We start from the raw sequence: 13,383 nt of genomic DNA, 5'->3' as shown, positions 1-13,383 counted from the left end.
TGGCGGCCTCTGCCCGCACCACCCGAAAAATCGCAGGTTCCCCGTCGCTGGCGCTCCGGTGCGGCGCTCCCTCGTTCACGGGCTTTCGCGACTGTTCATCCCAGCGGGGTCGGCCCGCTGACGGACACGCGAAAGGTACACGACCATGAACAAGGTTTTTCTCTCAGGCCGCATCACCTCTGACATCAGCCGCTTCGGCACCGACAGCAAGGGCGGCGTCAGCTTCAGCCTCGTCACCTCCAAGCCGGTGATCAAGGACGGCCAGGTCCAGAAGGACGACAACGGCTACACCGAGACCTACGACGAGTTCCACACGGTGAAGGCCTTCAACGGCCTCGGCAAGTCGGTCGCCAACCACAAGAAGAAAGGCGACAAGCTGATGGTCGTCGGCGAGATCCGCTACAGCCGCAACGAGCGCGATGGGCGCACCTACTACAACACCGACATCGTCGCCGAGGAAATCGAGTTCCTCTGATCCCTGACGGGCGGCCGTCAGCGGCCGCCCTCCTCATTTCCACGGAGAGCACAATGTTCCATCTCGCCACCTTCGATGAGATCGCCGGCATTGCCCACGGCATCGAGACCACGAACCCCGCCATGGTCGACCGCATCCGGCGTGCGGCAGACCGCCTCAACCGCTACGAGATCGCCGCACGCCTCGCCCAGGCGATTGCCGAAGCCGCCGACGCGGCCCACGTCCGCGCGTTCGAACAAGCCCAGTTCGGCGAAGCGAGTGCCGATGCGATCGTCGACAGCGAATATTACGACGACCTCGCCGCGGCCTGGTCGCTGGTCGCCGGCGAGCACCAGCTGATCAGCCCCGATGCCATCTTCGCGCATGACGGGTCAGTTCACTGACCCGTCCTTCCGCTCAAGCAAGGATTCCGCTCATGGCCACACAGCCCGCCCCCAGACCCGCCGTACAGCATTGCTACGGCGTCCTTCTCCATCACCGCCTCGCCTGGTGGCTCGTCGAGTTTCCCGAACTCGACGCGGCGCCGGTTCGCGCGCGCAAGCTCTCGGGCCGGCTCACGCCGGCCCTCGCCGACTGGCTTCGCTCGGAGACCGGCGATGCCGGTCTTCCCGCCGAGGTCACGGCCCTGCACCCGGACAGCCGTTGCTGGTCGGGCGAATTCTCCTGTGTGCGCGCCGCCGGGAGCGTCGATCTGTATGACATCGACGCGCATCCCTGGGGCAGCGATGCCGGCGAACTCGAGCTTCGGTTGGCGCGCACGATGATCGATGCGACGATCCGGCCGCTTCCGTCCGGCTTCACCTCGGTCTTCTTCGATCTTCCTTCGGAGAATCAGCCGGTGCTTGCCATTCGCCTCAGCGGCTATAGCTGCGCCACCTTTGAGCTGATGACCGCTCGATACATGCCGACCTATCGGCCGCGCTCGCCGTGGCGCGACATTTCGAACGACGCCGTCTCCGACAGTGGCAGCGACATCCTTGGGTGGCGTGAGGCCGCGGACTGGATCGGCCCCGTCTGATCGCTGCCGACGTCGAATGTCCGGGACGGGTGCCAGCCATGTCCCGGGCGCCGGCGTGACCACCCCTCGCACGGCGGAAGCCGCGATGCCGAAGTTCCTGCCGGCATGAGCGCATTGGCTCGCAGGATATTGCCCATATGCCTGATCTCGGGGCGCTGCGCTCCCGATTGCGGCATGGCGCAACATGGGGATGGGGCGGTTGCATGGATGGTTGGCGCATCCCGTCCTTCGCCAGGGCAGAAGGACGGGACCGGGGCTCTATTCGCTAAGCCGCCGCCCGCGCATGCGCGCGGTCCCCGGCTAACCTCACGGAGCCGAGGCCTGAGCCTCGTCTCCGCCCGTCCGGGTTACGATCCCGCTTGCGGTTGTTCTCGCCGGTGAGGTTTTACACCCCTATTCCTCTCTTGTGTCTGCCTAGTGTGGCATGCGGGGTTGGCGGTCCGTCGAGCATGAGCGGTCCCCCCCAATTTTGACGGCGCCGCCGCGCCGCTGACGCGTCCCGGCAACCCCGACAAAATCGGTTCCCCCACTCCCCGCTGGCGCGGCGTTAACCGGGGTCCGGCCTGTGGCCGGCTTCCCGGTTAACGTGCCTGACCTCCCTGACCACCGCATGCCCTGAGTCAGGTCTCATCCGAGGGGATGAGACAGCAAAAACGCCATGGAGGCTCACATGACCAAGTCTTTCACGAACTTCGCCGACCTCGCCAGCTTCATCGCCGGCGAAACCGGCCATCACGGCCAGAGTTCGATCTACGAGGGTGCTTTCATCGAGCACGACGAACGCGCCAAGCTGTCGCCCGTCGACGAGACCGAGCAACGCGAGATGCCCGATCCCGAGCAAGCCCGCGCAGCGGTGGAAATGGTGATGGCGACGCTGTTCGACGTGTTTCGCGACACGCGGCTCGAGCCTTTCGCGAGCGACCTCGCCTGGGGCTTCGTCAACAGCTTCCATGTCGTCGCCAAGCGTCTCAGCGACCGCGAGGACGACGCGGCCAAGGAGCTCGGAGATCTCGCCCGCAGCTTCGATCCGAGCGAGATCTACGCCTCGCAGCTCGAGGAGGCGCAGCTGCTGTGCCAGACACTGCAGGGGTGCCGCGATGCGATGGAATGCATGCGCGACCATGCCGCCGAAGTCTATCGCGTCGAGACTGGCCGTCCCTACTCGCCGACCCGCGGCAGCCGGGTGTCGAGCGGGGTCACCGCCTCGATGATCGATGCCCGCAACTATCTCGCCGAGCGCGCCCGCGAGCGCCGCGAACAGTTCGCGCCCGAAGGTCCCGTCGTCGCCTTCTCCGGCGGTCAGGTCTGGGACGATCACGAGATGCTCTGGCGCGGTCTCGACTCCATCAAGGCCCGCGTGCCGGAAATGATCCTCGCGACCACCGCGCAGACCAAAGGCTGCGACGCGATCGCCCAGGCCTGGGCGGCAGCGCGCGGCGTGAAGGTCATCCTGTTCCGGCTGGATCGCCGTCTCGGCGCCAAGGCCGCCTTCGTCCGCAACGATCGCCTGCTGGCGCTCAAGCCGGTCGAAGCGGTCATCTGCGAGGGGTCGGGCATCCAGATGAACCTCGCGCAGAAGCTGCGGCAGGCCGGCGTTCCGCTCCATGTCGTGAAGCTGGACCAGCAGGCCCCGCGCCCGGCACCGCAGCGTCAGCAGCGCTGGGCCTGAGCCCGCGCCCGAGAGAGGCTCCGGCATCCGCCGGGGCCTCTCTCTTCCTTTTGCGCGCGACATGCGGAGCGCGGGGGCATCGAACCCCCGCGCTCCGCCGGGGCGAACGCCATGCGGCATCAAGCCGCGTCCAGAGAAAAGGGGGATGAAAGGGTGGCGGTTTGCCCAAGGAGACAAAGTCATGTCCATCCTCTTTCGCATCGCCGTTCCTGCCGACGACACCCTCGCGCCGGTTGCCGTCATCACTGCCCGCCAACTCGCCGCGCTGCGCCGCATCCTTCGCGCCGAAGGCGACCGAATCGGCACCGCGCTCATCGAACCCGACGACATCATCGGCGACAGTTTCGAGGTCCGGGTCTGCCCGCTCGCGCTGGCCACGGTGACGGCCATCTTCGACCATGATCCGGCGGTGATCAGCGTGGTCGAGGAAGCGCAGTTTCGTGCCCGCCGGGTCTGCGTTCACCACTGCGCCAACTCGGCCGAAATAACCATGAGGGTCGCGCTTACATCCGATAGCGGGCTTGAACTCGATCTTGCCTATGGCAACGCCTATGCGCTTCTCGAAGCCTTGGGCGTGGACGCCGAGAGCGTAGGAGAGATCGCCCTTTCCCAGCTCAGGGAGCGCATTGCCGACCCGGCTACGTCACGGCGCGCGATGCGCTTTGGCGTCGAACAGTATCTGCCCCGGCTGAAGCGTCTGGCGGATAGCGCCGATGGAACGGACGACGCCCGCCTCGCCTGGGCCTGATTTCAATGAATTTCCCGCGACAGATCATTGCGAGGGCCGCCCAGCAATCGGTCGATCGCCATCTGCAAATGCGGGGTGCAATTGGTGTCCCGGATCGAATCGAGCACGCCCAGAGCCTCGCGCATCAAGACCAGCGCATAAGCGCGCTGCATCCTCGCATCGCCACCATCGCCTTGCCCAATTTCGCCGCGCAGCATTCGGATCGATAGCATGACCTGCTCCACGAAATGTCGATCCGATGCCTCCAAATCTTCCGGCTTGATCATCCGACTTCCCCTCGCCTCCGCCGAGGCGGAAACGAGAGAGCCATTCCCGCCCAACGCTCCCGCGCGAAGGCGCGGGAGCCGGGGCTTAAGAACACGTCGAGACATGCGCCTACGCTTTTAGAGCCGAGGCTCCTGGACATATGCGCAGGCACCCCGGCGTGAAATCACACCGTGTGCCGTTCTCGACAGGGTTCTTAAGCCCCGGCGCTGCCGTTTTTGCAGCACGCCGAAGCGCCTAGCACAGCGACGAGGACCAACCAAGCGGCACCCCGTTCGCCGGAGTAGCGCCGGGGATTTACTGCCGGGTTACCCGCTCGACTTGCCGGGCAGGAGGCAAGCACGCGTTCGCACATCTCGGCATCAGACGGGGCTTCATCGCCATAGCATGACGCTGGGTGTTCCTCGGCCGTCAAGGATCAGCGGTCCCCCCGATTTTGCCGCCGCTCCGCTGCGCTACCCGGCAACAAAATCGGTTCCCCCGCTGCCCGCTTCGCGGCGGCCATGCCGTCCCTGACCGCCTCAACACCGCGTCCCGCTGAGCCCATCCTCATCGATGAGAGATGGGGAGCACGGCATCATTCTGATGGAGGCTCTTATGGACAACCTTTCCGACGATCTCCGGGCGCTGTTCAACGCTCCGATCTGCCCGTACTGCGCGACGCTCTACGATCCTGAGCAATATGACGAGGTCGATGAATGCGCCCGCTGTTCGAACTGCTGCAGGGCATACCAGGTCGCGGCCGAACACCGCCCACCACAGCCGCACATTCCGCAAGATGACCCGCTGTCGGCAGCCGCCCAATCAGATAGTCTGGCCCAGTTTCGGGACGAGGCGGGCCGCGTTTCGAAAGCCATGATGCGCCAGACCGCCGGAGGAAGCTACCAAATGTACGAACGCTGGTTCACAGAAGCGCTCGGGCCTGCCATCGACAAGCTCGATCCGGTGCTCCGGCCCCAGGCAATCACGATCGCCAGCGAGCTTGGCTATATCGCCGATACCGAGGTCATGGCGGCCGGCTTCGGTCCAGGCCTATGCTCGATCAGCGGCATCGATGAGCATTTTTGCCATTGCGGCCGGCATCCCTGACGACATCGGGGCCGGGTATCCGCTCGGCCCCTTCTTCTCATCCATCGCCGAACTCGTTCCGGCTCGCTCGCGTGCCGCGCGGACCCGTCGGTCCGCACGCCGCTACGCCTTGCCGCAGCGTCCCGACGAGGGGAAACATCTCTCACAGACTTCCCATTATGTCGGACGGCCGAGACCGCCTCAAGGACGGTGGGGCCCCACCATTTTCTTCGGCGGATCGAGCGCGGCGCTTCTCCTTCGGCGTTGGCGGCCGCCGAAGAAAATCGTGACCCCCACCGCCGCTCACGCGGTCGCTTCGCGATCCTTGACCCGGCCTCGGCCGCCCGACGCGCCGCTCCTGTCATTCAAGACCGACAGGAGCCTATCATGCAGATCATCTCGACCAGCGCCGCCGCCGACAACGCCGCCTTCTTCGCCGCCATCGCGAATGCCGAACGCCGCGCGCTTCACAGCTACTTCGACCAGCATGTCGTGGCGGACGAGGAGGCCGGCTACATCACCATCGACGAGGGCGATTACGGCGCGCTGCCGATGACGATCATAGACCGGATCGTCCACAGCGTGCCGGGCGGACGGCTTGACGAATTCTGAGACAGATGGGGAGGGGCGCGTCTGCGCCTCTCCCTTTTTTTGCTGTGGGGTCAGAACGGACATGGAGGGCATCGAGCCCTCCATGTCCGTGCCGCGAGCATGCTCGCGGCGGGGGCTGTTCACGCCGTCAGGCGCTTTTCCACTTCGTCTATCCCGAGGCTCCGAATCCGGCCGAGAAGGTTCCCCAGCCGCTTTGTCTCGAGTTTGAGAAGACCGGTCTTCTCGATGGCCTGAATGGCTGCCTCGCGTTCCTTCTCTTCCAGTCTTTGCCGCCGCTCTTCGAGCTTGCGGACATCCTTTTCGATCGCGGCTCTTTCCTGTTCCAATGTGCGTGCCATGAAGGGCCTCTTGGTTCACGCTGATCGGGCTATGAACCGCGACACTATAGCCTCTCGCGACCGGCCTCGAAAGCGGAACGTCGCCGATGTTTTTCGGTGCACTTTTCCTCGTGCAAACAAATCCCATCAGCGTCGTTCACAACGCTAAGACGCGCAGACTGGCAGTCTCGCTTCGCGTAATCACGCCTTGCACGCCGTTCCGTCCAAAGGACGGCGAGGCGCCCCGCCGAAGGCATTTTTCATCCCAGACCATCTGTGTCACATGACGACCCGAGGGTGGAGATCTGCCCTGGTACAGAGCAGCACACCCTACGCACCAGGGTGCAGGAGCTTTCTTCGCGTTTTCAAGAAGATGAGGCGAAAACCGCGCGTGTTCGCCTGTGGGACGCATGTGGCGCCCACACGCAAACCGCTATTTTGCGGGCATTTCAGTGTGTTACGCGAGAACACGGGCCGCTCGCCAGATCGAGAATTCTTGCCATGCGGGCATGGCTGAACTATAAGACGGGCAGGTTTCTGAGACCCCACCAGCCTCCCTGCTAGGAGGCCTGGTTTTGATGACCCCCAACAAGCATTGCACGGTCAGGCTCGACCGCAGCAAATATGACCGTCTAGTCGCGATCGCGGCCGAGCGCGAATGCACCGCCTCAGACCTCATCCGGCACGCGGTCGACGCCTTCCTTGGAGCCGGCCAGATTCTCGCTGGAAGCCAGCGGCGGCTCGCGCGGATCAACGAGTTTCAGCACCTCGCTCTCGACATCATCATCCGCGAGCAATTCCCCGAATATCGCGATCGCATCCTCGCTGAAACCGACAAGCGTCTGGAGACCTACCATGGCGCGTAAGGACATTCGATCGAACGGGCGCAACATCCCCCTCATTCATCACAGCGCGCGCGGAAATGTGCAGCGCAACTCAGGCAATTTCACGCGCGGAAGCCAGCTCCTCACGCACGAGATGCTGATGTGGTTCTCGGGCGCGAAGCTGCCCTTCCTGCTATGGTTTTTTGTCTTCCTCATAGCCTTCTGCCTCATCCTCGCCGTGAAGCTCGACGAGCACGGCGTCCAGCTCATCGGAATGAAGCTCTATTCGGCCTTGTGGAACTGGATCGACCTCGATCCGAACAAGCGCGTCAACGTCACGCTTCCCAGCGGAGACGTCCTTCGCACCGTGATGCCGGCAGTCCCCTACATCCCCGAGGTGATCAGGGCATGGACCGTCGCCATGAGAGGACTGTTGGGCGCGTTCCTCATCTCGGCCTTCATCACCATTCCGTTGACCATTTGGTTCATCGACATCTCGCATCGACGCGGCCGCGCGATCCTTCAGGAACGGCATGAACGCGGCGCCATGCTTGTCGACCACGATATCCTTCTCAACGAGATCAATGAATATAATCGCGAGAAGTTCGAAACCGAGGCGGTCGAACTCTTTCCCGGGAAGTCGCCGCGGGACGTCCTCGCGCTTCCCTTCGCCGTGCGCAAGGCAGCCGGAATCCACCATCCCTACAAGCTCGCCGACATCCCTTTCCCCCATCGGCTCGAGCAGTCGCATGCGATGCTATTCGGAACGACCGGCGCCGGGAAAACGACACAGCTTCGCGATCTGATTGTGCAGATGCGCCAGCGCCAGGACAACGCCGTCGTTTTCGACCTCACGGGCGCCTACGTCGAAGCGTTCTACGACCCGGAACGCGACACGATCCTCAACCCGATGGACCAGCGCTGTCCCGCCTGGACCATCTTCAACGACTGCACGAGCTACAGTCATTTCACGGCAGCGGCTGCCTCTCTCGTTCCGTCCGACGGCGGATCGTCCGAGCCCTTCTGGGCGCTCGCCGCGCGCACTCTCTTCATCGAAATGTGCATCAAGCTCCGCGAGCGCGGCCAAACGACCAATCTCGCTCTCTCCGACAATCTGATGACGGCCGACCTGAAGCGCGTGCACCGCTATCTGGCCAACACAATCGCGGACCCGCTGACCGCCCCGGAAGCTGCACGGATGGCGGAATCGATCCGGGCTGTCTTCAATACCAATGCGCAGGTCCTGCGGTTCCTCCCCGACGAGGGCGAGCCTTACTCCATTCGCAGGTGGATGACGGCCGACAAAAGGCCCGGCGCCATCCTCTTCATCACCTCCGATTATGAGGACCTGGAGCTGAACCGTCCGCTCCTGACGCTCTGGACGAACCTGTCCATCACGAGCCTCATGTCGATGCCGCGGACGAACAGTCTGCGCACCTGGTTCGTGTTCGACGAACTCGCCGCGCTCCACCGTCTGCCGGCCATCGAGAAGGGACTTCAGACCGCACGCAATTTTGGCGGAGCAATGCTCCTCGGCCTCCACAGCTTTCCGAAGCTCGTCGAGGTCTACGGCGAAGAAGGCGCTCGAAATCTTGCTTCGCTAGCACGCACCAAGCTGATCCTCGCCACCGGCGAATATAAGACCGCCGAAGAATGCTCCCTCTACATCGGAAACCGTGAGGTTCGCCAGATGGATGAGGCCTATTCTTACGGCTATAACAACACGCGCGACGCTTCGACGCTGACTCCGCGAAAGCAGGTCGAACCGCTTGTCCTTCCCGACGACATCACCAACCTTCCGGCGCTTCACGGATATGTCAAATATCCGGACGGATTCCCCGCAGGACGGATCAAGCTCGAATGGAAACGATACCCCGTTGTCGCCGAGGGCTTCATGCCTCGCGCCAATGTTCAACCCGTTCGATCAAGGCGCGGAGAAGGGGCGTTCGAGGAGGATGGGGCAGGGGAAGCCGGCGGGCGGGACGGCTCGTTGCTGGTGATCGACGAGATTCTGGAATCTCCCAATCTCGCGCGGGATTTGGCCGCCGGGATATTGTCGGCGGAAGCAGAAGAAGAGGGGAACGCGGCGGCACGGGCGGCGCAGGGCACGGACGACCGCGGTGATCAGGGATCGGTAAAGGGTGAAAGCGCCGAAAAGGCGCCCGCGGCACCGGCCCGATCAGACGAGCAGGCTGTTGCGGCGCGGGATCGCGACGATCGGAGCGATGGCCATCGGCAGGGTCAGGGGACGCCCCAGGTCGAGGATCAGACGCTCGCCGAACTGCGTCAGGACTTCTCGGCCGGCCGTGACGACAACGATCTCGATATGGGCATCTGATGCTCTCCGTCGCCCCGATCCGCTCGGCCGCCGGGTCCGCGAATTATTTCGCGAAGGACGACTATTACACCGTCGAGGATTCGTCCGAGGTCAGCGCCTGGGCAGGGGAAGGGGCCGACATCGCTGGTCTCTCTGGCGAGGTGTCGAAGGACGCCTTCGAAGGGATTCTAAACGGGTTCCTGCCGAGCGGGGAAGGGGTCGCCCAGGTCGAGAACCGCCGGCACGGCCTCGACCTTACCTTTTCGATGCCGAAGTCCGCGTCGGTGATGGCCTATGTCGCCGGCGACAAGCGCGTGCTCTCCGCCAACATGGCGGCCGTCAAGCAGACGATGGCCTGGGTCGAAAAGAACCTTGCCGAAGGCCGGCGCGACGTCGACGGCCGCAAGGTTCCGGTCCAGACCGGCAATCTCGTCTATGCGCTCTTCCAGCACGATACCAGCCGGGCGCTCGATCCGCAGGGCCATATTCACGCTGTGATCGGCAACATGACGCAGATGCCCGATGGCAAGTGGCAAGCCCTTCACGCCGACAAGATCTGGAGCCACAACAGCATCATCGGCGCGATTTACCACAGCTACCTGCGGACGGCGCTCGAGAAGATCGGCTACACTGTAGAGCTTCGCGGCAAGCACGGAACCTTCGAGATCGTCGGCGTGCCAAAGGCCGCGCGTGAGGAGTTCAGCCAACGGCGCGAGGACATTCTCAACAAGGCGGCCGAAACCGGCATAACATCCCACAAGGGCCGCGACCAGATCACGATCAATACCCGCGATCCCAAGCTCGACGTCGAGGATCGCGGCGCGCTCAGGCAAAGCTGGATCGAGCGGGCCGCTGCGCTCGGTTTCGACGGAAAGGACCTGCGCGCGGCCGCGGAAGCGCGTGCTGGCATGATGACCGCGGTCGGGCCGCTCGAGCGCGGCTATCGCGCGATCGTCGATGCCATCGATCTCGCGCGCAGCCGGCTCGGCGATTTCCTTCGCCCACACGACCCGTTAGTCGACCATGCGCTCGCGCGCGCGGTCAAGTCACCCGAAGAGGCCCGCACGCAACTCGCGGTCGCATCGGCCGTCCGCATCCTGTCCGAACGCGAGGCGGCCTGGCCGCTTCATATGGTGTCGAAGACTGCGCTCGATCTCGGTCTCAAAGGCGTCACCGTCGAAAGCGTCGAGCGCCGGATCGATCAGCTCGTCCAGAATCGGCAGATCGTGATGGGAACTGCCCATGCCACGGACCGCGACGGCAAGATGGTGACGACCCAGGAGGCGCTGCGCATCGAGGAGAAGATCCTCGACCTGGTGAAGGAAGGCAATGGCGCCGCAAATCCCGTCCTGTCTGCTGCCGACGCGCCCGCGCGCCTTCAGGCAGTCGCGGAGCATCCACTCAATCCCGGGCAGCTTGCCGCCGCGACCCTGATCCTCTCCTCTGACGATCGCACGATCACGATCCAGGGAAAGGCGGGCACGGGCAAGTCCACGATGCTGCAGGCGGTCTCGCGCGTCGCGGAGGCCGAAGGCCGTACGATCCGGGGTCTCGCGTTCCAGAACAAAATGGTCGGCGATCTCGCCGAGGGCGCCGGCATCCAGGCCCAGACGATCGCCTCCTTTGTCCTCGCCCACGAGCGCTTCATCGCCGAACGGAACACGCCGCGCTATGAAGCGGCGCGGGAAAGGCTCGCCGGCACCATGCTCCTCGTGGACGAGACCTCGATGGTCTCGGCAAGCGATATGCTGAAGCTTCACCAGATCAGCGCGGCGATGGGCGTCGACAAGCTCGTCCTCGTCGGCGACAGGCAGCAGCTCTCCTCGATCGACTGGGGCAAGGCCTTCGCCATGATCCAGGCTGCCGGCGCGACGATGGTGCGGATGACCCAGAATATCCGCATCGGGAAGCCGGGCCAGCCGCTAACCGAAGAGCAGCAGAAGCTGAAGGTTGTCGCCGAACTCGCGAACGTGGGAAAGGCGGGCGCCGCCATGAAGGTGCTCGGCGAGCATATCGTGGAAGAGAAGGATCCGGCCGCCGCCGCGGCCGATAGTTGGCTCGGCCTTTCACCGGAAGAGCGTGAGGCGACCGCCGTATTCGCATCAGGCAGAGACGCGCGCGAGACTATCAACAAGCGCATTCAAGCCGGATTGATCGCCGAAGGAAGCGTCAAGGGCGAGGCGCTCCAGCTCACAGTCTATGATCGAGTGAATACGACGCGCGAGGAATTGCGCTATGCGTCGACCTATCGCCCCGGCCAGACCCTCGAGGTGGGTCGGGGCGGGGCGCAGGATGTCGGCATCCAGGCCGGGCGATACGATGTCCTCAAGGTCCATGCCAGTGGCAAGGTCGACCTCGCAGACGGACGGCGCAGGATCCGCTTCGATCCGCAGAAGCTGTCGCCGGCAGAGCAGCGGGACCGGCTCCAGCTCTCCGAGAAAAAGCCGCTCGATATCCACGAGGGCGACCGCATCCGCTGGACCGCGAACGACAAGGGCCGCGGGCTTCACAACGCCACCCTCGCCCGGGTGGTGAGCGTCGACGGCTCCGGCGTCACGGTAGAGACGGCGGGCAAGGAGCAACTGACCCTGCCGATGGGCGATCCGATGCTCTCGCGCCTCGACCTCGCCTACTCGCTGAACATGCATATGGCGCAAGGCATCACAACCGACAGGGCGATCGGCGTCATGTCCTCATTCGAGCGTTTCCTGTCCAACCAGCGCCTGTTCAATGTCCTCGTGACGCGCGTGCGCGACGGCCTGACGATGATCGTTGACGACAAGGAGAAGCTGGCACGGCAGCTCGACATGAACCCGGGCAACAAGACCTCTTCGCTCGAAACCGTCGGCCGCCTCGACATAGATGGGAACATGGCCAAGGGCGCGAAGGCGCGCGAGGATTTCAATCCCGGCCCGATCGACGGCGTCGACCTGTCCGATCTCCCGCCGCTGCCTGACGACCTGCCCCCGCTCCCTGACGCCGGCGCCGCAGCGCCGGTCGGAAAGGACCAGGCAGCGAAGCCCGAACCGAAGCCCGACCGGGCGGAACAATTGCCGCCGCTGCCCGAGCGCAGCCTCGGCCTCGATTTGTAGCATGAAGCCGCCGGCGCGGCGCCGGGGGCGAAAGGAAGGAGACGAAACGATGGCATGGGAATTTGAGCAGGCCGGCAAGTTCGGCAGCGAGAAGGCGGCTGACGATTATGCCAGGCGCAACAATCTCGATCCGCGCGATGTGCAGATCACCCGCAAAGGCGGGGAAGTGGAGCTCAGCATCCGCCGATCGGCGCTCGACGGGCGCAACCTGCGCGACAATGGCGAAGGCCGGCGGGATGGGTGGGGCTGAAGGAGGCGGTCATGGAATTCACTCAGCGCCGCGGCGACGCGCCCCCTCGGGCAATCGGAGGATAACCGCGCATGGGCATCGACGATCGAGACTATATGCGCGAGCGGCAGCGCGCGCGGAGCGGAAGCACGCGCTGGAATGACCGAGCCGGGCGCGTGGAGGGCGCCTGGTTCGACCCGGCCATTCGAAGCTTCGACTATCAACGCGGACGCTGGCGGGGCTCCAGGCGTTCCAGCCCTGTTCGATATATTCCCTTTGCCCTGAGCCTCCTCCTCATTCTGATCCCCCTCTACGGCGAAGCTCAACGGGCGGGCTGGCTGCCGGATCGCGAGGCGGCGATGCCATTTCCGGAATCAGGGTCGGTAACTGTGGCGAGTTGGGCGATGCACGAACCCGTTAGCAGCTTCCTCACCGTCGAGACGGCGGACAGCAATGCCGTCGTGCAGCTCATCGACCCGACCACCGGCCGACACGCCATTTCGATCTATGTCTCGAAAAATGACCGGATTCGCGTGCCGGTGCCGCAGGGCACATTCCGGCTCCGGCTCATCGAAGGTCAGAAGTGGCACGGACCGGTGCGCTATTTCGGGTCGAATACATCCTACGAGACAGCCGCTGAACTCATGATCTTTGCACCTCGGGCCGGCCACATCATTGACCTTCATCGGAGGCCCGATGGCAATCTCAAAACGCGTATGATGTTGTCGCGCCCCGAAGCTCTGTGATTCC

The 13,383-nt window shown here is 64.2% G+C and carries 14 protein-coding genes; 12 read left to right on the top strand and 2 right to left on the bottom strand.

The annotated features are described in order from the left end of the window. Window positions 1–145: 145 nt before the first annotated feature. The 5 genes from K663_RS21155 (at window position 146) to K663_RS21135 (ending at window position 3,910) form a co-directional block, all read left to right on the top strand. Window positions 146–475: a single-stranded DNA-binding protein gene (locus K663_RS21155; RefSeq protein ID WP_007015553.1), complete on the top strand. Its 330-nt coding sequence runs from the start codon at window positions 146–148 to the stop codon at window positions 473–475. 53 nt (window positions 476–528) lie between these two features. Next, complete coding sequence (locus K663_RS21150) at window positions 529–858, top strand: hypothetical protein (protein ID WP_020818465.1); 330 nt, start codon at window positions 529–531, stop codon at window positions 856–858. A gap of 32 nt (window positions 859–890) precedes the next feature. Continuing rightward, complete coding sequence (locus tag K663_RS21145) at window positions 891–1,493, top strand: hypothetical protein (RefSeq protein ID WP_020818466.1); 603 nt, start codon at window positions 891–893, stop codon at window positions 1,491–1,493. A gap of 670 nt (window positions 1,494–2,163) precedes the next feature. Next, the gene (locus K663_RS21140) at window positions 2,164–3,162 is read left to right on the top strand and encodes a DUF2493 domain-containing protein (protein ID WP_020818467.1); all 999 of its coding nucleotides are present in this window, start codon (window positions 2,164–2,166) and stop codon (window positions 3,160–3,162) included. 181 nt (window positions 3,163–3,343) lie between these two features. After that, window positions 3,344–3,910 carry a hypothetical protein gene (locus tag K663_RS21135; protein ID WP_020818468.1) on the top strand — a complete coding sequence of 189 codons (567 nt, stop codon included), beginning with the start codon at window positions 3,344–3,346 and terminating at the stop codon, window positions 3,908–3,910. 2 nt (window positions 3,911–3,912) lie between these two features. Here K663_RS21135 and K663_RS21130 read toward each other — a convergent pair whose 3' ends face one another. Then, a complete protein-coding gene (locus K663_RS21130; protein ID WP_015460598.1) occupies window positions 3,913–4,176 on the bottom strand; it encodes a hypothetical protein in 264 nt (87 codons plus the stop codon). Between the two features lie 595 nt (window positions 4,177–4,771). On the opposite strand from K663_RS21130, the gene K663_RS21125 reads away from it, so the two are divergent. Then, window positions 4,772–5,263, top strand: coding sequence for a hypothetical protein (locus K663_RS21125; RefSeq protein WP_020818469.1), 492 nt, complete (start codon window positions 4,772–4,774; stop codon window positions 5,261–5,263). Window positions 5,264–5,629: 366 nt separating this feature from the next. Beyond that, complete coding sequence (locus tag K663_RS21120; protein ID WP_020818470.1) at window positions 5,630–5,854, top strand: hypothetical protein; 225 nt, start codon at window positions 5,630–5,632, stop codon at window positions 5,852–5,854. Between the two features lie 119 nt (window positions 5,855–5,973). Here the strand turns inward: K663_RS21120 and K663_RS21115 are convergent, their stop codons facing one another. Further along, window positions 5,974–6,192 carry a hypothetical protein gene (locus K663_RS21115; RefSeq protein ID WP_020818471.1) on the bottom strand — a complete coding sequence of 73 codons (219 nt, stop codon included), beginning with the start codon at window positions 6,190–6,192 and terminating at the stop codon, window positions 5,974–5,976. 554 nt (window positions 6,193–6,746) lie between these two features. Between K663_RS21115 and K663_RS21110 the strand changes: the two genes are divergently transcribed. The 5 genes from K663_RS21110 (at window position 6,747) to K663_RS21090 (ending at window position 13,379) form a co-directional block, all read left to right on the top strand. After that, entirely contained in the window at window positions 6,747–7,037 is a 291-nt protein-coding gene (locus K663_RS21110) for a hypothetical protein (protein ID WP_025160433.1), read from the top strand. Continuing rightward, window positions 7,027–9,333, top strand: coding sequence for a type IV secretion system DNA-binding domain-containing protein (locus tag K663_RS21105; RefSeq protein WP_020818473.1), 2,307 nt, complete (start codon window positions 7,027–7,029; stop codon window positions 9,331–9,333). Before K663_RS21110 ends, K663_RS21105 begins: the two co-directional genes overlap by 11 nt. Beyond that, the gene (gene mobF, locus K663_RS21100) at window positions 9,333–12,404 is read left to right on the top strand and encodes a MobF family relaxase (RefSeq protein WP_020818474.1); all 3,072 of its coding nucleotides are present in this window, start codon (window positions 9,333–9,335) and stop codon (window positions 12,402–12,404) included. Before K663_RS21105 ends, mobF begins: the two co-directional genes overlap by 1 nt. 49 nt (window positions 12,405–12,453) lie before the next feature. After that, complete coding sequence (locus K663_RS21095) at window positions 12,454–12,654, top strand: hypothetical protein (protein ID WP_020818475.1); 201 nt, start codon at window positions 12,454–12,456, stop codon at window positions 12,652–12,654. A 71-nt stretch (window positions 12,655–12,725) separates the two neighbouring features. Continuing rightward, complete coding sequence (locus K663_RS21090) at window positions 12,726–13,379, top strand: hypothetical protein (protein WP_020818476.1); 654 nt, start codon at window positions 12,726–12,728, stop codon at window positions 13,377–13,379. Window positions 13,380–13,383 lie beyond the last annotated feature (4 nt).

The sequence above is a fragment of the Sphingobium sp. MI1205 genome, from assembly GCF_001563285.1.
GTDB lineage: Bacteria > Pseudomonadota > Alphaproteobacteria > Sphingomonadales > Sphingomonadaceae > Sphingobium.
Note: the sequence above shows the minus strand (reverse complement) of the source record. Positions and strands in the feature narration are given on the sequence as shown.

Bases quoted from the DNA above. Each gene is read 5' to 3' on its own strand.
- K663_RS21155 (WP_007015553.1), top strand. From the start codon at position 146: ATGAACAAGGTTTTTCTCTCAGGCCGCATCACCTCTGACATCAGCCGC.
- K663_RS21150 (WP_020818465.1), top strand. From the start codon at position 529: ATGTTCCATCTCGCCACCTTCGATGAGATCGCCGGCATTGCCCACGGC.
- K663_RS21145 (WP_020818466.1), top strand. From the start codon at position 891: ATGGCCACACAGCCCGCCCCCAGACCCGCCGTACAGCATTGCTACGGC.
- K663_RS21140 (WP_020818467.1), top strand. From the start codon at position 2,164: ATGACCAAGTCTTTCACGAACTTCGCCGACCTCGCCAGCTTCATCGCC.
- K663_RS21135 (WP_020818468.1), top strand. From the start codon at position 3,344: ATGTCCATCCTCTTTCGCATCGCCGTTCCTGCCGACGACACCCTCGCG.
- K663_RS21130 (WP_015460598.1), bottom strand. From the start codon at position 4,176: ATGATCAAGCCGGAAGATTTGGAGGCATCGGATCGACATTTCGTGGAG.
- K663_RS21125 (WP_020818469.1), top strand. From the start codon at position 4,772: ATGGACAACCTTTCCGACGATCTCCGGGCGCTGTTCAACGCTCCGATC.
- K663_RS21120 (WP_020818470.1), top strand. From the start codon at position 5,630: ATGCAGATCATCTCGACCAGCGCCGCCGCCGACAACGCCGCCTTCTTC.
- K663_RS21115 (WP_020818471.1), bottom strand. From the start codon at position 6,192: ATGGCACGCACATTGGAACAGGAAAGAGCCGCGATCGAAAAGGATGTC.
- K663_RS21105 (WP_020818473.1), top strand. From the start codon at position 7,027: ATGGCGCGTAAGGACATTCGATCGAACGGGCGCAACATCCCCCTCATT.
- mobF (WP_020818474.1), top strand. From the start codon at position 9,333: ATGCTCTCCGTCGCCCCGATCCGCTCGGCCGCCGGGTCCGCGAATTAT.
- K663_RS21095 (WP_020818475.1), top strand. From the start codon at position 12,454: ATGGCATGGGAATTTGAGCAGGCCGGCAAGTTCGGCAGCGAGAAGGCG.
- K663_RS21090 (WP_020818476.1), top strand. From the start codon at position 12,726: ATGGGCATCGACGATCGAGACTATATGCGCGAGCGGCAGCGCGCGCGG.